At 67.5% G+C, this 19964-nt stretch carries 20 protein-coding genes; 10 read left to right on the top strand and 10 right to left on the bottom strand.

Annotation, left to right across the window (positions count from 1 at the left end):
* The first annotated feature begins 178 nt into the window (after nucleotides 1–178).
* The 6 genes from NHN26_RS02565 to NHN26_RS02540 all read left to right on the top strand — a co-directional run bounded on the left by NHN26_RS02565 (nucleotide 179) and on the right by NHN26_RS02540 (nucleotide 7149).
* The gene (locus NHN26_RS02565; protein WP_132695748.1) at nucleotides 179–439 is read left to right on the top strand and encodes a DUF4212 domain-containing protein; all 261 of its coding nucleotides are present in this window, start codon (nucleotides 179–181) and stop codon (nucleotides 437–439) included.
* Nucleotides 440–445: 6 nt separating this feature from the next.
* Nucleotides 446–2227 carry a sodium:solute symporter family protein gene (locus NHN26_RS02560; protein WP_253087942.1) on the top strand — a complete coding sequence of 594 codons (1782 nt, stop codon included), beginning with the start codon at nucleotides 446–448 and terminating at the stop codon, nucleotides 2225–2227.
* A gap of 120 nt (nucleotides 2228–2347) precedes the next feature.
* Nucleotides 2348–4186: a DUF294 nucleotidyltransferase-like domain-containing protein gene (locus NHN26_RS02555; RefSeq protein ID WP_253087941.1), complete on the top strand. Its 1839-nt coding sequence runs from the start codon at nucleotides 2348–2350 to the stop codon at nucleotides 4184–4186.
* Between the two features lie 3 nt (nucleotides 4187–4189).
* Nucleotides 4190–4702 (top strand): hypothetical protein, encoded by a 513-nt coding sequence (locus tag NHN26_RS02550; protein WP_253087940.1) that lies wholly within the window; start codon nucleotides 4190–4192, stop codon nucleotides 4700–4702.
* A gap of 13 nt (nucleotides 4703–4715) precedes the next feature.
* Nucleotides 4716–5099, top strand: a complete 384-nt coding sequence (locus NHN26_RS02545; RefSeq protein ID WP_132695741.1) for a response regulator transcription factor — start codon at nucleotides 4716–4718, stop codon at nucleotides 5097–5099.
* Nucleotides 5092–7149 carry a 3'-5' exonuclease gene (locus NHN26_RS02540; protein ID WP_253087939.1) on the top strand — a complete coding sequence of 686 codons (2058 nt, stop codon included), beginning with the start codon at nucleotides 5092–5094 and terminating at the stop codon, nucleotides 7147–7149. Before NHN26_RS02545 ends, NHN26_RS02540 begins: the two co-directional genes overlap by 8 nt.
* Before the next feature lie 15 nt (nucleotides 7150–7164).
* Here NHN26_RS02540 and NHN26_RS02535 read toward each other — a convergent pair whose 3' ends face one another.
* The 8 genes from NHN26_RS02535 to NHN26_RS02500 form a co-directional block, all read right to left on the bottom strand.
* Nucleotides 7165–7539: a Na+/H+ antiporter subunit G gene (locus NHN26_RS02535; protein WP_253087938.1), complete on the bottom strand. Its 375-nt coding sequence runs from the start codon at nucleotides 7537–7539 to the stop codon at nucleotides 7165–7167.
* An 11-nt stretch (nucleotides 7540–7550) separates the two neighbouring features.
* On the bottom strand, nucleotides 7551–7820 hold the full coding sequence (locus NHN26_RS02530) for a K+/H+ antiporter subunit F (protein ID WP_253087937.1): 270 nt from the start codon (nucleotides 7818–7820) through the stop codon (nucleotides 7551–7553).
* Nucleotides 7817–8308, bottom strand: a complete 492-nt coding sequence (locus NHN26_RS02525) for a Na+/H+ antiporter subunit E (protein ID WP_132695734.1) — start codon at nucleotides 8306–8308, stop codon at nucleotides 7817–7819. The genes NHN26_RS02530 and NHN26_RS02525 overlap by 4 nt, the downstream gene beginning before the upstream one ends.
* A 3-nt stretch (nucleotides 8309–8311) precedes the next feature.
* Nucleotides 8312–9898: a monovalent cation/H+ antiporter subunit D gene (locus tag NHN26_RS02520; RefSeq protein WP_253087936.1), complete on the bottom strand. Its 1587-nt coding sequence runs from the start codon at nucleotides 9896–9898 to the stop codon at nucleotides 8312–8314.
* A complete protein-coding gene (locus NHN26_RS02515; RefSeq protein WP_132695730.1) occupies nucleotides 9895–10263 on the bottom strand; it encodes a Na+/H+ antiporter subunit C in 369 nt (122 codons plus the stop codon). Before NHN26_RS02515 ends, NHN26_RS02520 begins: the two co-directional genes overlap by 4 nt.
* A 1-nt stretch (nucleotide 10264) precedes the next feature.
* Nucleotides 10265–13138 carry a monovalent cation/H+ antiporter subunit A gene (locus NHN26_RS02510; RefSeq protein WP_253087935.1) on the bottom strand — a complete coding sequence of 958 codons (2874 nt, stop codon included), beginning with the start codon at nucleotides 13136–13138 and terminating at the stop codon, nucleotides 10265–10267.
* A 119-nt stretch (nucleotides 13139–13257) separates the two neighbouring features.
* Nucleotides 13258–13881 (bottom strand): response regulator, encoded by a 624-nt coding sequence (locus NHN26_RS02505; protein ID WP_253087934.1) that lies wholly within the window; start codon nucleotides 13879–13881, stop codon nucleotides 13258–13260.
* Nucleotides 13878–15263: an ATP-binding protein gene (locus tag NHN26_RS02500; RefSeq protein WP_253087933.1), complete on the bottom strand. Its 1386-nt coding sequence runs from the start codon at nucleotides 15261–15263 to the stop codon at nucleotides 13878–13880. Before NHN26_RS02500 ends, NHN26_RS02505 begins: the two co-directional genes overlap by 4 nt.
* Nucleotides 15264–15445: 182 nt before the next feature.
* Here NHN26_RS02500 and NHN26_RS02495 point away from each other — a divergent pair, with 182 nt between their 5' ends.
* The 4 genes from NHN26_RS02495 (at nucleotide 15446) to NHN26_RS02480 (ending at nucleotide 18412) form a co-directional block, all read left to right on the top strand.
* Nucleotides 15446–16672, top strand: coding sequence for an ABC transporter substrate-binding protein (locus tag NHN26_RS02495; RefSeq protein WP_435594162.1), 1227 nt, complete (start codon nucleotides 15446–15448; stop codon nucleotides 16670–16672).
* 8 nt (nucleotides 16673–16680) lie between these two features.
* The gene (locus NHN26_RS02490; RefSeq protein WP_253087932.1) at nucleotides 16681–17658 is read left to right on the top strand and encodes a YVTN family beta-propeller repeat protein; all 978 of its coding nucleotides are present in this window, start codon (nucleotides 16681–16683) and stop codon (nucleotides 17656–17658) included.
* A 39-nt stretch (nucleotides 17659–17697) separates the two neighbouring features.
* Nucleotides 17698–18144, top strand: coding sequence for a cupredoxin domain-containing protein (locus NHN26_RS02485; protein WP_132695720.1), 447 nt, complete (start codon nucleotides 17698–17700; stop codon nucleotides 18142–18144).
* A 67-nt stretch (nucleotides 18145–18211) separates the two neighbouring features.
* Nucleotides 18212–18412 (top strand): PepSY domain-containing protein, encoded by a 201-nt coding sequence (locus tag NHN26_RS02480; protein WP_435594168.1) that lies wholly within the window; start codon nucleotides 18212–18214, stop codon nucleotides 18410–18412.
* Between the two features lie 75 nt (nucleotides 18413–18487).
* Here NHN26_RS02480 and hemP read toward each other — a convergent pair whose 3' ends face one another.
* Both hemP and NHN26_RS02470 read right to left on the bottom strand, forming a co-directional pair.
* A complete protein-coding gene (gene hemP, locus NHN26_RS02475; RefSeq protein ID WP_253087930.1) occupies nucleotides 18488–18682 on the bottom strand; it encodes a hemin uptake protein HemP in 195 nt (64 codons plus the stop codon).
* A 215-nt stretch (nucleotides 18683–18897) separates the two neighbouring features.
* A complete protein-coding gene (locus tag NHN26_RS02470; RefSeq protein WP_253087929.1) occupies nucleotides 18898–19953 on the bottom strand; it encodes a hemin-degrading factor in 1056 nt (351 codons plus the stop codon).
* Nucleotides 19954–19964 lie beyond the last annotated feature (11 nt).

Here is a 19964-nt window from a genome sequence, read left to right as displayed (position 1 = left end):
GCATCCTGCGCAAGATCGCCGAAAACGACTTCGGCGCGCTGGGCGACATCTCAACCCTCGCCGACCCATCCGTCGTCGATACCCTCATCGAAAACAGGATGAACAGGTAAACGAAATCCGGGGGCGGACCCGAAAGGGCCCGGCCCCGGCCTCTGCCAACTTCAACGGGAGGAAACCCATGTCCGACAAGGACAAAGCAATGGCCTACTGGAAGGCCAATGTCAGATTGATCCTGATCAGCCTGGTCATCTGGGCGATCGTATCCTTCGGCTTCGGCATCGTGCTGCGGCCGCTTCTGTCGGGCATCGCCATCGGCGGCACCGATCTTGGCTTCTGGTTCGCGCAGCAGGGGTCGATCCTGGTCTTCCTGGGCCTGATCTTCTTCTACGCGTTCCGCATGAACAGCCTCGACCGGAAACACGGCGTGGACGAGGAGTAAGTCACCATGGATCAGTTTACGCTCAACCTCGTGTTCGTGGGCGCGACCTTCGCGCTCTATATCGGCATCGCGATCTGGGCCCGGGCCGGGTCCACGTCCGAATTCTATGCCGCCGGCCGGGGCGTTCACCCCGTCACCAACGGCATGGCGACCGCAGCCGACTGGATGTCGGCGGCGTCCTTCATCTCGATGGCCGGCCTCATCGCCTTCGGCGGCTACACCGCGTCATCCTTCCTGATGGGCTGGACCGGCGGCTATGTGCTGCTCGCGCTGCTGCTTGCGCCCTACCTTCGCAAGTTCGGCAAGTTCACCGTGCCCGAATTCATCGGCGACCGGTTCTACAGCCAGACGGCGCGCCTTGTGGCCGTGGCCTGTCTGATCATCGCCTCGGTGACCTATGTGATCGGACAGATGACCGGCGTCGGCGTGGCGTTCTCGCGCTTCCTCGAAGTGTCCAACACCACGGGCCTGCTGATCGGCGCGGCAGTCGTGTTCGCCTACGCGGTGCTTGGCGGCATGAAGGGCATCACCTATACTCAGGTGGCGCAATACGTCGTGCTGATCACGGCCTACACGATCCCGGCGATCTTCATCTCGCTGCAACTGACCGGCGTGGCGCTGCCGCCCATCGGTCTGTTCTCGGAATACACTGCCACCGGCGAGCCGCTTCTGGCGCGTCTGAACGACGTGGTCCAGGATCTCGGCTTTTCTGCCTACACGCTGCAGGACACCAGCTTCCTTCCGATGCTGAACATGTTCCTGTTCACGATGTCGCTGATGATCGGCACCGCGGGTCTGCCGCACGTCATCATCCGCTTCTTCACCGTGCCGCGGGTGGCCGATGCGCGCTGGTCCGCGGGCTGGGCGCTGGTCTTCATCGCGCTTCTCTACCTGACCGCCCCGGCGGTGGGTGCGATGGCCCGTCTGAACCTGGTCGACACCATCTATCCGAACGGTGCGACCGAGCAGCCCATCGCCTATGACGAGCGGCCGGACTGGATCAAGAACTGGGAGATCACGGGTCTTCTGAAGTTCGAGGACAAGAACGGCGACGGCCTGATCCAGTGGTATAACGAGGGCAACGCCACCTTTGGCGAGACCGCCGCGGAGCGTGGCTGGCAGGGGTCGGAACTCACCGTGAACAACGACATCCTGGTTCTGGCCAACCCCGAGATCGCCGGCCTGCCGGGCTGGGTGATCGCGCTGGTGGCGGCTGGCGGTCTGGCCGCGGCGCTGTCCACGGCGGCGGGTCTGCTGCTGGCGATCTCGTCCGCGGTCAGCCACGACCTGATCAAGGGTGCGATCAATCCCAAGATCAGCGAGCGGGGCGAATTGCTGGCGGCGCGGATCGCGATGGCGGTCGCCATCGCCGTGGCGACCTGGCTGGGCCTCAACCCGCCGGGCTTTGCCGCGCAGACCGTGGCCCTGGCCTTCGGGATCGCGGCGGCCTCGCTGTTCCCGGTGCTGATGATGGGGATCTTCTCGACCCGCATCAACAACCACGGCGCCGTGGCGGGGATGCTGGCCGGTCTGATCTTCACGGTCGTCTACATCTTCCTGCACAAGGGCTGGTTCTTCATCCCCGGCACCAACAGCTTCCCCGACACGATTGCGGGATCGCTGTTCGGGATCCAGTCGACCGCCATCGGCGCGGTGGGCGCGATCCTGAACTTCGCGGTGGCCTATGGCGTCTCGAAGGTGACGGCCGACACCCCGCAGGAGATCAAGGACCTGGTCGAAAGCGTGCGCGTCCCGCGCGGTGCGGGCTCGGCCGCGGCCGACCACTGACGACAAGGACGGGGGCGGCGCGCTGCCGCCCCCGTCCCCACGCGCCCGGAATTTCCCGGATCGCGCCGTCCTTTTAGGTTCTTCGCACAACCGTTCCGCCCACCCGCGCAGGAGGTGCGCATGTCCGACCCCGAGGCCGGGATCCTCGAAAGCCTCAGGCAGGCTCCGCCCTTCGACCTGATCCCCGAGGACGCGCTGGCCGCGCTTGGTCCCAGCATCCGCCGCATCACGGTCGGTCCCGGCCAGACGATCTGCACCGAGGGCGAACGGCTGGACGGGCTTTACGTCATCGAGACCGGGACCGTCGATATCGAGACCGGCGGCTCGGACCTGATCGCCCATCGCGGGCCCGGCGACGTGGTCGGCGAACGCGGATTGTTGCGGCTGGGCCGCGCGACGCTGACGGCGCGGGCCGTATCCGAAGTGACGCTGCTGGTGCTGTCCAAGGCCGCCTTCCACGACCTGATGGACGACGTGCCGGCCTTCGCCGTGTGGTTCCAGCGCTCGCTGCCCGGCCGGGTCGCAGCCGCGGGCGAGGAGGCCGCCGGGCTGACCGCGCTGCGGGTGGCCGACCTGATGACCCCGACCCCGATCACCTGCACGGTCGGTTCGCGGGTCAGCGACGTGGCGCGGATCATGCGGGACAAGAACATCTCGTCGGTGATGGTGATGGAGGGCGAGACGCTGGCCGGCATCGTCACCGTGCGCGATCTGACCAACAAGGTGCTGGCCGAGGGGCTGGACGGCTCGACCCCCGCCACGCAGGTGATGACCCGCGACCTGATCACCATCCCGCCAGACGCGCTGGGGCTCGATGCGCTGATGACGCTGGCCGACAACAATATCAGCCACCTGCCGGTGGCCGAGGCGGGCCGGGTCGTCGGGCTGATCGGGCGCACCGACCTCTTTCGCCAACAGGCCGCCACCGCCAGCCACATGATCGTCGAGATCGTGGATGCCGACGGACCCGAGGCCATGGCGCGCGTCGTGGCCGAGGTGCCCGCGCTGCTGGCGCAACTGGTCCGCTCGGGCGTCAGCGCCAACGCGATCACGCGGCGGATCACCGACATCACCGACTCGATCACCCGCCGCCTGCTGACCCTGGCCGAGGCCCGTCTCGGCCCGCCGCCCGTGCCCTATCTGTGGCTGGCCTGCGGCAGCCAGGGTCGGCGCGAACAGACCGGCATCAGCGATCAGGACAATTGCCTGATCCTCGACGACGCCTTCCGTCCCGAGCATGACGGCTATTTCGCCGAACTGGCGAAATTCGTGTCCGACGGGCTGAATACCTGCGGCTTTTTCTACTGCCCCGGCGACATGATGGCGACCAACCCGCGCTGGCGTCAGCCCCGCCGGGTCTGGCGCAGCTATTTCTCGGGCTGGATCGCCCAGCCCGACAACGAGGCGCAGATGCTGGCCTCGGTGATGTTCGACCTGCGCCCGATCGGCGGCGAGCGGGCGCTGTTCCAGGATCTGCAGGCCGAAACGCTGGCCATGGCGCGCAAGAACTCGATCTTCGTCGCGCACATGATCTCGAACTCGCTCAAGCACACCCCGCCGCTGGGCCTGTTCCGCGGCTTCGCGCTGATCCGCTCGGGCGAACACAAGGACATGCTGGATCTCAAGCTCTCGGGCGTGGTGCCTGTGGTCGATCTGGGCCGGGTCTACGCGCTCAAGGGCGAGTTGCTGGCGGTCAACACGCGCGAACGGCTGGTCGCGGCGCGCGAGGCGGGCGCGGTCTCGCAATCGGGCGCGCATGACCTGATCGACGCCTATGACCTGATCTGCGAGACAAGGCTCGCCCATCAGGCCGACCAGATCCGGGCGGGCACGACGCCCGACAATTTCATGGCACCGGGCCAGTTGTCGGAACTGGAGCGCAACCACCTGCGCGATGCCTTCATGGTGATCAAGACAATGCAATCGGCCGCCGGACAGGGCCGCGGGGTGATGGGATAGACGATGTTTCTGGAACTGATCGCAAGTGTGGCCGCCGGGTTCGGCGCGGGCGGGCTCATGTTCCTGCTCAACCGGCTCAGTGGTCAGCGGCTGCCGCGCTGGTCGGTGCCGGTGGCGGCGGGCTTTGCAATGCTCGCCTACGCGCTCTGGTCGGAACAGTCCTGGGCCGCGCGGACCATGGCCGGCCTGCCCGAGGGCCTTGTCGAGATCTCGCGCGTCGAACAATCCGTCCCGTGGAAGCCCTGGACCTATCTGCTGCCCCAGACGACGCGGCTGATGGCGGCCGATATCGCCCGCGCCGCCCGCCGGGAGGATGCGCCCGAGATGCGGCTGGTCACGCTCTACTTCTTCGCGCGCTGGCAGCCCGCCCGTTCTGCGCCGGTGCTGGTCGATTGTGCGCGTCCCGCGCGCGCCGACGCGACCGAGGCGGCGCTGACCGACCCGCGCGGGGCCGACTGGCGCGCGCTGTCCGGCGACGATCCGTTGGTTCGCGCCGTCTGCGGCAGCACAAGCTGAGGGGGGATGCGTCATGGGGCGAAAATCGGTTCTGCTGGCCGAGGACGAGGATGGAATCGCCCTTGCGCTGGAATACCTGATCGCGCGCGAGGGATATGACACGCGCCGCGTGGCCGATGGCGATCTGGTGCTCAAGGCGCTGGAGGAGGCCCCCCCCGATCTTGTGGTTCTCGACGTGATGCTGCCCAATCGCTCGGGCTACGAGATCTGCCAGATGATCCGGCGTACCGAGCGGCTGAAAGATGTTAAGGTCCTGATGATGACCGCGCGCGGTGGAGAGGTCGAGCGGCGCAAGGGTCTGGCACTCGGGGCGGACGCGTTCCTGACCAAACCCTTCGCGACCGCGGATCTGACGGCCCAGATCCGCGCGTTGCTGGGGGGAGAGTTGGATGCATGAGCGGCTTGGGCTGAGAACCCGATTCGCGCTGTTCTTCGCGGCGCTGGCACTGGGCGGGCTGGCGATCCTGATCCTGGGCCTGTGGCTCGGCCATGCCAGGGCGGGCGGCCCGACGGACGGCTTCGTGATCGCGGGCGCCGTCGCGGGCTTTGGCCTCGCGGGGCTGGCGGCCTGGGTCGGCCTGCTGTTCGACCAGAACGTCGCCCGCCCGATCCTGGCCCTGGCCGCCGACCTCACGACACGGGCCCGGGCGGATATCGACGTCGATATCGACGAAGCACCCGCCCGCTATCTGGGCGCGCTGGCGCCCGCGGCGAACGCCATCAACGACGCGCTGGCCGAGACCCGCGCAGCCCAGGATCGCGCCGTGGCCGAGAAGACCGCGCTCCTGAACCGCGACAAGGCGATGTTCGAGGCGCTGTTGCGCGATCTTGCCGAAGGCGTCGTGGTGGCCACGCCCGATCACCGGATCATGCTCTACAACCGCGCGGCGCAGGGGCTTCTGGGCGATCTGGGGCTCGACCGGCGGCTGACCGCGTTCCTGCGGCCCGAACCTCTGGCCCACGCGCTCGACCGGATGGGCGCGCGCGCCGCGCGCGGCGAGCTCGAGGCCGAGCGATTCCTGGCCGCCACCGCCTGCGGCGAACGCTTCCTGATGGCCCGCGTCAGCCCGATCGCGGTGAATGGCAGCCGCGTGGGCTATGTCCTGATCTTCCACGACGCGACCGAGGATCTCGACGCCCATGCCGAGCGTGACCACCTGTTCAACACGCTGCTCGAGGCGATCCGCCGCCCGACCGCCGCGATCGGCGCGCTGATCGACGCGATCGAGGCCGATCCCGACCTCTGCACGGACACGCGGACGAGCTTTTTCCGACAGTTGCGGCGCGAACAGGGGGCGCTGGTGGTCAAGGTCCACGAGATCGCCGAGCGCCACGGCACCGCCACCGCGCGCCGCTGGCCGATGCCCGCCGTCGCCTCCGATGACATCTTCGACGCGCTTCAGGCCCGCCTGCCCGAGGATCTCCGCGTCGAGGGCGCACGCCAGTTCATCCGCTGCGACGGCTTCGCGATCACCGAGCTTCTGGCGCGCGTGATCGGTGGCTTGCGCTCCGACCCGGCGCGCTGCGATTTCGTTCTGCGCGCGGGCGCCTGCGACCGCGAGATCTGCCTGATGCTGGACTGGAAAGGCCCCGAACTGCCCGATGGTCAGCTCGATCGCTGGCTGGCCGCGCCGTTGTCCGAGGGCTACGGGCACTATACCGGGCGTGACGCGCTCGAGGGCCACGGGACCGAGATGTGGTCCGAGGCGACCGCGACGGGCAACCGGCTGATGCTGCCGCTCCAGGCCGCCAAGGCGCCGGTCCTGACCCCCGCGGATCCGCGGCCCGAATTCTACGATTTCACCCTGCCCCCGCCGGTCTCGGACGAGATCGCCGAGCGGCCGCTCTCCGAACTGCGCTTCGTGGTGTTCGACACCGAAACCACGGGTCTTTCACCCCGCGCGGGCGACGAGATCGTGCAGATCGGCGGCGTCCCGATCGTCAATGGCCGCATCCTGCGCGGCGAGGCTTTCGACATGCTGGTCAATCCCGGCCGGCACATCCCCGCCGCCTCGACCGCCGTGCATGGCATCGACAATGCCCGCGTCGCCGCTGCCCCCGACATCGTCGAGGCCGGGCGCCGCTTTCATGCCTATTGCGAGGGGGCGGTGCTGGTCGCCCATAACGCCGCCTTCGACATGGCCTTCCTCAAGCTCAAGGAGGACCGCATCGGCCTGCGCTTCGACCAGCCTGCGCTCTGCACCGTCCTGCTGGCCGCCGCGCTCTACCCGGATGCCGACGACCTGACGCTCGACGCGCTGGCCACCCGGTTCGGGGTCACGCTCGCCAACGAGCACCGGCATACCGCGCTGGGCGACGCGCTGGCCACGGCCGAGGTGTTCCGCCACATGCTGGGCGTTCTCGAAGGGGCCGGGATCGGCACCCTCGGCGAGGCCATCGCCCGCAGCGACCAGATGCACCGCATCCGCAAGGCCCAGACCTACTGAGCCCGGGCGCCCGCCCTATTCCTCGCGCTGGTCCGAGGGCGGATCGTCATACATCGACCAGCCATGCTCGCCTCCGGTCGGCGGCACGTCCGAGGGGCGGATATTGGCCTGGATGAAGGTCTTGGCGATGAAATGCGCGACGATCGGCGCGGTCAGGAACAGGAACAGCGTGATCAGCAATTCGTGGAACGACAAACTGCCCTCGATCAGCAGGAAATACAGCATCGAGGCGATCAGCACGCCCCCGACCCCCAGCGTCGTCGCCTTGGTCGGCGCGTGCAGCCGCTGCATCGTCCCGCGCAGCTTGATCAGCCCGAACGAGCCGACGAAGCCGAAGACCCCGCTGACGACAAGGAAGAACGCGATCACAAGCTCCGCCAGGAAATCCATCCCCTGCCCCCCTATTCGATGATGTCGCCGCGCAGCACGAAGCGGCAATAGGCCACCGTCGAGACGAAGCCGACCATCGCCACCAGCATCGAGGCCTCGTAATAGACCGCCGTGCCATGCTTGATCCCGTAAAGGATCAGCAACGCGATCACGTTGATGACGATCGTATCCAGCGCAAGGATCCGGTCGGCCACGTCAGGGCCGCGCGTGATCCGCCAGAGATTCAGCAAAAGCCCCAGCCCGTAGCAGCCGAAGGCGAAGATCAGGGCCGCCTCGATCATTCGAAGATCTCCTTCAGGCGCCGCTCGTAGCGGCTCTTGATCTGGTCGCGCACGGCATCCGGATCTTCGGCATGCAGGCAATGCACGAGGATCGCCCCGCCATCGGCTGCCAGCATTGCAGAGACCGTGCCCGGCGTCATCGTGATCGTGCCCGCCAGGACCGTGATCGCCTCGGCCGAGGTCAGGTCCAGCGGCACCGTGATCCACGTCGAGCGCAGATCCGCGTTGCGCTTGAACAGGATGATCATCGCCACCTGCACATTCGCCACCACGATGTCCCACAGCACCACCAGCGCATATTCCGCCGCCATCAGCGGATTGCGCAGCCGCGGCCGGTTCGGCCAATAGGCCGCCGTGGTCAGCGGCACGATGATGCCCAGCGCGACACCCAGCACCAGATTGCCCGGCGTCACCTTGTTCACCAGCCCCAGCCAGACCAGGGTCAGCACCAGGCTCAACAGCGGATGCGGGAAGATGCGTCCAAGCATGGCCTAGCCCTCCTCCTGCACCGGGTCTTCGACGGCGTCCGGTTCGGGTTGCGGCACCTCCGGCACCTCCTGCGGACCCAGCACCGCGGCAATATAGTCTTCCGCGTGGAAGACCTGGCGCGATCCCGCATCCAGGAAATCCGTCAGCGGCCCGGCAAAGGCCGCCAGCAGCGCCGTCATGCCGATCGCCGCCATGGTCGGCGCGATCTGGATCGGGCTGGCCGGGCGCGGTTCCGGGTCATCCGCGGCCGGCACATGCGCCGCCACGGCGGTCGAGCGCCAGAACAGCACGCTGCCCGCCCGCGCCAGACCGACGATCACCAGCAGCGACCCGGCCAGAACCGCCGTCCAGCCCAGCGCCATGAACTGCGGATCGCGCAGCGCATCCAGGATCATCAGCTTGCCCAGGAACCCGCTCAGCGGCGGCATGCCCGCCATCGCCACCGCCCCCGCAAAGAACAGCGCCGCGAACAACCCGTTCTGCACCGTCGCGGGCGCCGGATCCAGCCGGTCACCCTCGGGGCGCCGCGACACAACCAGATCGGCCAGCAGGAACAGCGCCGCCGCCGCAAAGGTCGAATGGATCAGGTAATACAGCGCCGCCGTCGTCGCCCAGGGCGTGAAGGCCGCGACCGCAAGCATCATCGTCCCCATCGAGGCCACCACCGAGAACGCCAGCAACGGCATCAGCCGCCGCGCGCCCAGCACGCCGAAGGCACCGATGGCCAGCGTCACCGCCGCGGCCGGGAACAGCCAGGTGCCGGTCAGCCCGTCCGTGGCCGCGATCTCGGGGCCGAAGATCATCGAATGGATCCGGATGATCGCATAGGCGCCCACCTTGGTCATGATCGCGAACAGCGCGGCCACGGGCGCGGGCGCATTGGCATAGGTCGCGGGCAGCCAGAACTGGATCGGGAACAGCGCGGCCTTGATCGCGAAGACCACCATCAGCAGCATCGCCGCCACCCGGATCAGCGCCGCCTCCTCGATGGGTATCTCGCGCACCTTCACCGCCAGGTCGGCCAGGTTCAGCGTGCCCGTCGCGGCATAAAGCGTGCCCAGCGCGATCAGGAACAGGGTCGAACCCGCAAGGTTCATCACCACATATTGCAGACCCGCCTGCAACCGCACCTTGCCGCCGCCATGGATCATCAACCCGTAGGACGCGATCAGCAGGATCTCGAAGAACACGAACAGGTTGAACGCGTCGCCGGTCAGGAAGGCGCCGCAGATCCCCATGATCTGGAACTGGAACAGCGCATGGAAATGCCGACCCCTTGTGTCCCAGCCCGTCGCCGCCGCATGGGTCAGCACGATCAGCGCCAGCACCGCCGTCAGCAGCACCAGAACCGCCGACAGCCGGTCCAGCACCAGGACGATGCCGAAAGGCGCAGGCCAGTTGCCCAGATCGTAGACATGAACCGCGCCATCCGCCGAGATCACGGCCAGCCCGACCGCGATCGCGACCAGCGCCAGCGCGCCCGCGAAGGACGCCGCGCGCGCCAGAACGATATCGTAGCGCATCACGAAGGCAATCAGCGGTGCCAGCAGCGCGGGCAGGATGATCGGGGCGATGATCCAGTGGCTCATGCCGCGCCGTCCTTGCGCACGGCCTTGCCCGCGTCATCCGCCTCGGTCATGTCGATCCGGTCGTCGCCCGCCTCGATGAAGGCGCCCAGCGCCACCATCACCAGCAGCGCGGTCATCCCGAAGGCGATCACGATGGCCGTCAGCGTCAGTGCCTGCGGCAGCGGGTCGGTATAAACCGCCTCGCCATATTTCTGCAGCACCGGCGGCGCGTTGATCCTAAGCCGCCCCGAGGCGAACAGGAAGATGTTGGCGGCATAGGACAGAAGCGCCAACCCCAGGATCACCGGAAAGGCGCGCAGCCGCAGCACCAGATAGACCCCACCCGCGGTCAGCACGCCGACCGAACTCGCAACGATCAACTCCATATCACTCGCCTCCCCTGCCGACCGCCCCGGCGCGCTGCGAGGGATCGTAATCCATCGGCTCGACATTCACCGTCTCGCCGGCATAGCGCGCGATCCGCGACAGGCTGTAAAGCGTCAGCATGACCGCACCCAGTACCGTCAGGAACACGCCCAGGTCGAACAGGAAGGCCGAGCCAAGCCCGAACTCCTCGATCAGAGGCAGCTTGATGTAGCCGTAGGCGCTGGTCAGGAACGGCTTGCCCGCCAGCCACGCCCCCGCGCCGGTCAGCCCCGCGATCACCACGCCCCAGCCGATCATGTCGTGATAGCCGATGCGCTGGCGGGCCTGCGCCCAGGCAAAGCCCGAGGCCATGTATTGCATCAGGAAGGCGATCGAGACCACCAGCCCCGCGATGAACCCGCCGCCCGGCTGGTTGTGCCCGCGCAGGAAGATATAGACCCCCACCATCAACGCAATCGGCAGCATCGCGCGGGTCGCCACCACCATCATCAGCGGATGCCGGTCGCGCGAGCGGTCCTGCGACTGGTCGGAGTTTCTCAGCCGCCGCGCCGCCTGGCCGCGCAACAGCGTCTCCATCAGCGCAAAGATCGCCAGCCCCGCAATGCCCAGGACGATGATCTCGCCATAGGTGTCGAAGCCGCGGAAATCGACAAGGATCACGTTGACGACATTGGTGCCGCCGCCGCCCTCGTAGGAATTGGCCAGGTGATAGTCCGAGATCGGCGAGAAATCCCGCAGCAGGAAGGCAAAGGTCAGCGCCCCCACCGCGCCCCCCGCGGCAACCGCAAGCACCCCGTCGCGCGCCCGCAGCGCCAGCGGGCTTTCGCGCGGCGTGTCCTTGGGCAGGAAATGCAGCGCCAGCAGCAACAGCATGATCGTGACCGTCTCGACCGAGATCTGCGTCAGCGCCAGGTCGGGCGCGGAAAGATAGACGAACCCGACCGAGATCATCAGCCCGATCACCCCGATCAGCACCAGCGCCTGAAACCGCTGGCGGTGCATCGTCACCACCAGCGCCGTCGCCACCGCCAGCAGGACCCAGCCGATTGCCACAACCGGCGGGATCGGCAGCATCGCCCGGTCGGCCGGCGCCAGCCCGCCCCCGGTCCAGGCGACATAGCCCAGCGCCACCGAGGCGGCGACGAAGATCGCCAGATAGCGGCTGATCGCCCCGTTATGCAGCCCCTCGGTAATCCGCCGCGACAACCCCGCCGCCGCCGCGACCAGCCCGTCGAAGATGACCTTGGCCTCTGGCCGCGGCGCAACCTGCCACAGCCGGTCCAGCGGCCGATGCAGCGCCAGCAGCACCAGACCGCCCGCCAGCGCGATCACCGACATGATCAGCGCCGCATTCACCCCGTGCCAGATCTTCAGCGAATAATAGGGCAGTTCTCCCCCCCCGATCACCGCGCCCCCCGCCACGGCCACCAGCGGCCCCACGATGGCGGCGGGCAGGATGCCGATCAGCACCACGAACACCGCCAGCAGCGCGGGTGCGGCCCACATGCCGAAGGGCGGATCATGCGGTTTCGCCGGATAATCGTCGCGCACCGGCCCGAAGAAGACATGGACGATGAAGCGGAAGGAATAGGCCACCGACAACAGCGCGCCCAGCGTGGCCGCGACCGGCACCGCCCATGCGCTGCCCGCCCAGACCGTCTCGGCGGCCGCGTCCAGCATCATCTCCTTCGACAGGAACCCGTTGAAGAAGATCATGCCCGCCATCGACAGCGCCGTGACGACGGCAATGCTGGCCGTGATTGGCATCAGGTGCCGCAACCCGCCCAGCCGCTTGATGTCGCGGGTATGGGTCTCGTGATCGACGATGCCCGCCGACATGAACAGCGCGGCCTTGAAGGTCAGGTGGTTGATGATGTGAAAGACGGCGGCAATCGCCGCGTATTTCGTCCCGAAGCCCAGCAGCATGGTCAGCAGGCCCAGATGGCTGACCGTGGAAAAGGCCAGCAGCGCCTTCAGATCGTCCTTGAACAGCGCAATCAGCGCGCCCAACACCATGGTCACCAGCCCGGTGGTCGCGACGATGTAGAACCACGCCTCGGTCCCCGACAGCACCGGCCACATCCGCGCCAGCAGGAACACCCCGGCCTTCACCATGGTCGCCGAATGCAGATAGGCCGAGACCGGCGTGGGCGCGGCCATCGCATGCGGCAGCCAGAAATGGAACGGGAACTGCGCCGATTTGGTGAAGGCCCCGATCAGGATCAGGATCAGCGCGGGCAGATACCAGTCCGACGCCCGGATCGCGTCGCCCTGTTGCAGGATGTCGGTCAGGTTGTAGCTGCCCGCGATATTGCCAAGGATCAGCATCCCCCCGATCATCGCCAGCCCGCCCGCCCCGGTCACCGCCAGCGCCATCCGCGCGCCCTGCCGGCCCTCCGGCAGGTGCTTCCAATAGCCGATCAGCAGGAACGAGGTCAGGCTGGTCAGTTCCCAGAAGATCAGCAGAAGCAGGATGTTGTCCGAAATCACGATGCCCAGCATCGCGCCCTGGAACAGCAGCAGATAGGTATAGAACTGCCCCATCGGATCCTCGCCCGACAGGTAGAACCGCGCGTAAAGCGTGATCAGCAACCCCATCCCCAGGATCATCCCCGCGAACAGCAGCCCCAGCCCGTCGAGGAAGAAACTGGCCGACAGCCCCAGTTGCGGCAGCCATTCGATTTCCGCCCGGATCACCTCGCCCCGCATCACCGCGGGCGCCAGCACCCCCAGCATCACCAGCGCCAGAAGCGTGGGGATCGCCGTGAAACTGGCGCAGGCCGTCCGGCCTGCGCGGATCATGATTCCGGGGATCAACGCGCCCAGGAAGGGAAGGATCGCAATGATGGGTAACAGGCTGCTGCCGCTGCTCATCCGGTGCACCACTCGCTAGTTCGGCCACAGACTTAACCGCTTTCCGCCGGATGGGAAATGCAGATGGAAAAAACGTTATCGCCGGGTGGGAAGACTGCCACGAATTGCCCAGAAACGCATCAGGACAGCCCGGTTTCGATGGCCAGCCGCACCAGTTCCGTGGTGTTGCGCGCGCCCAGCTTGCGTTTCAGCGTGGAACTGGTGTTCGCCGCGGTCTTGTAGCTGATGCACAGCGCATCCGCGATCGACTGCAAATCCTCGCCCCGCCCGATCAGCCGCAGCACCTGATGCTCGCGCTCGCTCAGCGCCGAGATCGGATCCGCCTTGCCGCCGATCTTCATCGAGGCGATGGAAACCGCGACCTTGTGGCTGAGATAGATCTCGCCCCGCTCCAGCGTGCGCACGGCCTCAAGGAAATCCTCGGGCGCCGAGTTCTTGGACAGATAGCCGCCAGCGCCCCCCTCCAGCGCCTTGACCGCGAAGACGGTCTGCTCGTTCATCGTGAAGACCAGGATCCGCGCATCGGGCGCCCGGGCGGCCAGCGGGCCGATCATGTTCAGCCCGCCCACGCCGGGCATGCCCAGGTCCAGCACGATCAGGTCGGGGCGGTGCGCCTCGGCCAGGCGATAGGCCTCGCGGTCGGTCAGCGCCTCGAACACCTCGTCATAGCCCAGATCGCGCAGAAGCTGGCCACAGCCGATATGGGTCACCGGATGGTCGTCGACGATCAGCGCGGTCTTCATGCCAGGGCCTCCATCGCGGGGCGCGCGGCCCGGGCACCGGCCAGCGGCAGGCGCACGGTCAGCCGCGTGCCGCCGCCCGGCCGCGGGCCCAGCGCCAGCCTGCCGCCCAGCGCATAGACCCGGTCGCGCATCGCGGTCAGCCCGCGCCCCTCGACCAGCCCGGCCCCCAGCCCCACGCCGTTATCCTCGATTCCCAGCGCGATCTCGCCCGCCCCATGCCCTTCCGTCACCACCGCCATCGCGATCCGCACCCGGCCGGGGCGTCCATGGCGCAGCGCATTCGTCACGCCCTCCTGCACGACGCGATAGACGGTCAGATCCACGATTTCCTCGGTGCCCGGCACCGACCGGGGCAGGATCACCTCCCAGTGGAGGCCCGTATGGGTGCTGCGAAAGCCCGCGATCATGTCCTCCAGCGCCTCGACCAGCGGCAACTGGCCGATGGTCATGGGCCGCAGCGTGGTCAGAAGCCGGGTATTCGCCACCCGGATCTGATCGACGATCGAGGCGACCGTCTCGGCATCGCGCCTCAGCGTGCCATCGCCCGACCGTTCGGCCACGCGCGCGATGGCACCCGCCTTGACCTTCAGCCCGAACAGGCAGGGGCCGAACTCGTCATGCAGTTCCATCGCGATGGCGCGCCGTTCCGCATCGCCCAGTTCCACGATCTTGCGCGCCAGCGCCGCGCGCGCCGCCTCGCTGGCCTCCAACCCCTGCGAAAGCGCGTTGAACCCGCCCACGATGGGCACGAAATCCGCCCCGCGCACGCCCGCGATCCGCGTCGTCAGATCGCCCGCCTGCAACGCCGCCAGCCCGCGATTGATCGTGTCCAGCGGTCGCAAGCCCCGCCCGATCACCGCCATCACCACCAGCGCGGAGGCCAGCAAGGCCGCGCCCAGCGTCCCGAACAGCGCCACCGCATCCTCCCAGATCTCGGCGATCTCGTCCTGCGGCGCCGTGCTCAGCGAGACAAAGCCGTAATCGCGCCCGTTATCCAGGATCGACAGCCGCGTCTCGCGCCGGGGGGGCATCACCAGACCGGCGAACCAGCCGGGCGCGGGCGCGATCTCGGCCTCGCGGCTGCCCGACAGCACCGGCAGCGGCCCGGTGCGCGAATCGTAAAGCACCAGCCGCACATGGCGCGGCTCGACCAGTTGCTCGGACAGCACGTCCAGAACCCGCTCGGGCGGGTGGTCGCGCATCGCCGTGCCGACCGCCGCGATCACCTGGGCGCGTGCCGCCGATTCGGCCGCCGTCATCTCGACCCCGACCGCCTTGCGCGCATTCTCCAGCATCACCCAGCCCGCAAGGCCCAGCGCCACGGCCTGAAGCCCGGCCACGCACAGGACCACCTGCCAGCGAAGGTGAAGCCGGTCGAACATCGCTGTTTCCTCCCTTTGCGACCCATTCTAGCGTTTCCTGCGCCAAGGTCGATTGGCGACGCCGCGCCAGCGGGAGGGATCGGCAAGGTGATTGCCGATTCTTCCCGGGCAGATTTGGGAGGAACGGCGCGCGCAGGCATGCTAGCCCGGAAGACGGGAGAAGCAGAGGGGGGAGATCGGCCATGGTTGCCGAAAACGGGTTCTGGTCCAACCTGGCCGGATTGCGCCTGCGGGCGCGCGCCGCGCTTCTGGGCGCGGCCTTTGCGTCGCTGGCGACACTCCCCGCCATGGCGCAAGAGGTCCGGACGGCCGTCATCCGCGTCGATTACCCCTCTCTCCTTCCCCTGTCGCGGCTTGACCTGCCCGCCGAGGATCGCGCCTTTGCAGGTGCCACGCTCGGCACCGAGGACAACGCCACCACCGGCCGCTTCATGGGCCAGACCCACGAGACGGTGACCGTGGCCACCACGCCCGAAAACGCGCTGGCCGAGTTCGAACGGCTGGCAGGCGACGGCTACCGCCTCTTCGTCATCCTCGCGCGCGAGGCCGAATTGCTGGCGATGGCCGATGCCGCGCCCGGGGATGCGCTGCTGTTCAATTCCCGCTCGGGCGCAGGCAGCCTGCGCTCCGAGGACTGCCGCGCGAACCTGCTGCATGTGGCACCCAGCGACGCGATGCGCGCCGATGCCGTGACGCAATTCCTGGTCTGGAAGAAATGGACCGACCTGTTCCTCGTTCACGGCTCGAACCCCGAAGACGTGGCGCTGGCCGACGCCTACCGCGCCTCGGCCCGGAAATTCGGCGCGCGGATCGTGGGCGAGCGTGAATTCACCGATACCGGCGGCTCGCGGGTGTCGGATTCGGGCCATGTGCTGGTCCAGCGCCAATTGCCTGTCTTCATGCAGAACACGCCGCGCCATGACGTCGTGCTGGCCGCCGACGCCACCGACTATTTCGCCGAATACCTGCCCTACAACACATGGGAGGCCGCGCCCGTCGCAGGCTCGGCCGGGCTGGTGCCCGTGACCTGGGCGCCGACGCATGAATCCTGGGGCGCGACGCAGCTCAACACCCGCTTCGAAAAACTCGCGAACCGCCCGATGCGCGACGAGGATTACCAGACCTGGCTTGCCCTGCGCGTGATCGGCGAGGCGGTCACCCGCACCGGCTCCGCCGATCCGGCGGAGTTGCGCGCCTATGCGCTGGGCGACGCGTTCACGCTGGCCGCCTTCAAGGGGGAACCTGTGACCTTCCGGAAATGGAACGGCCAGATGCGCCAGCCGATCCTTCTGACCAATGGCCGGATGACGGTCAGCGTCTCGCCGCAGGACGGCTTCCTGCACCAGCGCACGCTTCTCGACAGCCTCGGGCTCGACCAACCCGAATCCGCCTGCACCGCTTTCGAATGAGGTATCCGATGATCCGCTCCACGCTTCTGGCCACCGCCGCCGCCCTTGCCATTGCCGCCACGCCCGCGCTTGCAAACAATGTCTTCGTCTCGAACGAACGCGGCAACACCGTGACCGTGCTGGACAGCACCACCTGGGAGGTGATCGCCGAGTTTCCCGCCGGAAACCGCCCGCGCGGCATCACCATCGCCCCCGATGGCAGCGAACTTTACGTCTGCGCCTCGGATGACAACCTCGTGCGGGTGTTCGACCCCAACACCTTCGAGGAACTGCACACCCTGCCCTCTGGCCCCGACCCCGAACTGTTCGTCCTGCACCCCTCGGGCAACCCGCTCTACATCGCCAACGAGGACGACAACATGGTGACCGTGGTCGATGTGAAGACCCGGCAGGTGCTGGCCGAAATCCCCGTCGGCATCGAACCCGAGGGCATGGCGATCAGCCCCGATGCCCGCACGGTCATCAACACCTCCGAAACCACCAACATGGCGCATTTCATCGACGCCGAAAGCTACGAGATCACCCATAACGTGCTGGTGGACCAGCGCCCCCGCTATGCCGAGTTCACCTCGGACGGCACCAAGCTCTATGTCAGCGCCGAGATCGGCGGCACCGTCAGCGTGATCGACATGACCGCCAACGAACCCCCGATCACCAGGAAGATCACCTTCGAGGTGCCCGGCATCCAGCCCGAATGGCTGCAACCCGTGGGCGTCAAGGTGACCGCCGATGGCAGCCGCGTCTTCGTCGCGCTGGGGCCGTCGAACCGCGTCGCGGTGATCGACGGCGAAACCGACGAGGTCATCAAGTATCTGCTTGTCGGCCAGCGGGTCTGGCAACTCGGCTTCACGCCGGACGAGAAATTCCTGATCACCACCAACGGCAACTCGAACGATGTCTCGATCATCGACGTCGAGCGCGAAGAGGTCATCAAGTCGGTTCAGGTCGGCCAGCAGCCCTGGGGCGTGGTCGTCGCGCCGGACTGACGCAAACGGGACAGGAACGGAATGAAAGGGAGGAATACCATGAAGAAACTAGCCTTTGCCCTGGCGCTGGGCCTGACGGGCGGCCCCGTGATGGCCGCGCCGCTCTGCGACGATCTGGGCTTTGCCGGGCTTCTGGCGCGCTGCAACCGCGGCGAGCCGGTCGTGCTGACACTGGCTTCGGGCCAGCCGCTCTTTGACGGCGAACAACCCGTGGAACTGCAATCGGGCGCCTATTACGTTCTGGACATGACGGCGGACGGATCCGCGGAACTGGCCCTTGTCGGACCGGAATTCTTCCGTGCGATCTGGATCAACGAGGTCGTCATCAACGATATCGAGGTCCGCGCCATGGCGCTCGACAGCCTCGAATTCGACGCCGCGGGGCAGGTCCGGCTGTCCTTCATCGCGATCAAGCCCGGCACCTACGAGCTGCGCATCCCCGGCACCACCAGTGACAACCAGCGCGTCCAGATCGCCATCCGCTGACAGAAGGGACAAACCGATGAGAAGACTGATCGCCATTGCCGCGCTGATCCTCGCCCCCGGCCTTGCCATGGCCGATGACGAGGTGCCCGCCGAGGTCGTCGAGCAGATCATGGCCATGCTGGCCGAGATGCAATGCGAGATGGACCCCTCGGATATCGAGGCCGAAGACGATGGCGGCTACGAACTCGACGACGTGTTCTGCGTCGACGGGCAATACGACATCGAACTCGACGCCGATCTCCAGATCACCGAGCGCCGCAAGGAGTGATCGCGGATCGCAGGCAGAAACGGCAAACGCCGCGCAGGGCACCCCGCGCGGCGTTTCGCATTTCCGGGGCCGGGCCTATTTGGTCAGGATCAGCTTGCCCGCCCGCGTGATCCGCAACTGGTAGTCCATCCCGTTCAGCCGGATCACCGCGCTGGACCCGCCCCCCGTCAGCCGCCGCGCATCATGCTCGGGCACCCGAGCGCCGGCATCGTCCTCCCTGCCGGCCTCTCCGGCCCGCACGCATTCCACCTGTCCCGTCGCTCTCTCCATCCACGCGCTCCTGTCCCGATCGGCCCGCCCTCGGACGGCCTGCACCCCCTATTCCTGACTGAAACCCTAGGCTTTGAAAAGGGGCGTGCGACAAAAGACAGGTGCCCCGGTCGGGCGGGGTATCGACCCGGATTGCGCTGCCAACCGACAGGCCCGGTCGGCCGCCGCGGCGGGCAGCGCGCCCGCCCTCCCCGCGACACGGGCCAGCGCGCGGATCATACGGGCACCGCGGCCCCCAGACCGGGCAGCGTGGCCACCAGATCGTCCCAGCCGGGGGTATGGTCAGCCTCCCCCTGCCGCATGCCAAGGGCTTGCAGGATCAACTCCCCCCGCGCATCGAACGCCTCGACCGAAACGGCGGGGCCGCGTTTCGTCGGCCTGGTCACGGCCCAAAGCTCGGCCACATGGTCGCCGCGCAGATGCAGGTTGAAATCGGGATCGAGGATGTTCAGCCAGGGCCCCGTCGGCTTGATATTCGCCGCCGGTCCGCCATGGACCTCGATGCAGCCCTGATTGCCGACAAACAGCATGAAGGGCAGGGCGCGTTCCGCCAGCCCGTCCAGCAGCCCGCTCATCCCGGCCGGGTCCAGCGCCCGCGCACGCGGCGCCCCCGCGATGCGATAGGCGCCCAGCCGGTTCATCCCGAGCTTGCGCACCATTTCCGGGAACGGATGCGTGTCGGTCAGCCGGTCCCATTCCTCGCGCAGCCGCCCGGCCATGGCGGGGTCGGATTGCGCCGGTTCCACCGGTTCGCGCGGCGCAACGCCCAGGCTGTCGGACTGATCCTCCAGCCGCAGCGCGGCCAGCAGGTCCGCCCATTCGGCCTCGATCCCGTCCTCGCCCAGATAGATCTTGTGGACCGCATCCCCCGCCGCATCGAAGATCTGGAGCGAGCGGCGGATCCTGCCGCCCTTCGGCTCCTCGACCGCGAACCCATGCACCCAATGGCGGGGAAAGATCCGCAGGTCGATGGACGGGCCCTGCACCATCGCGGCATGTTCGCCCGGCGTGTAATCGCCATAGACGCCCGTCTTCTCGATCACCGCGCTGTCGTTCCGGGTCAGCGCCATCGCCTCGCCGAAACCGGGCATGCGCGGCATCAACCCGTCGGGATGCGCCGCGATCCGGGTCACGCCCGCGCCGCATTGCGCGGCCAGAACCTGCGCCTCGGCCACGCCCAGGCTGTCGGCCAGATCGCGGCTGCGCATGGTGGATTTCTCGGCCCGGACGGCCCTGATCCTGTCCGGAGTCACGTTTTCGCCCGCTTCCATCGAAGGCTCCC

Origin of the sequence: Rhodovulum tesquicola (assembly GCF_024128855.1) — a bacterium.
GTDB classification, from domain to species: Bacteria; Pseudomonadota; Alphaproteobacteria; order Rhodobacterales; family Rhodobacteraceae; genus Rhodovulum; species Rhodovulum tesquicola.
The sequence above is the reverse complement of the archived record's forward strand: the minus strand, read 5'-3'. Positions and strand labels throughout refer to the sequence as shown.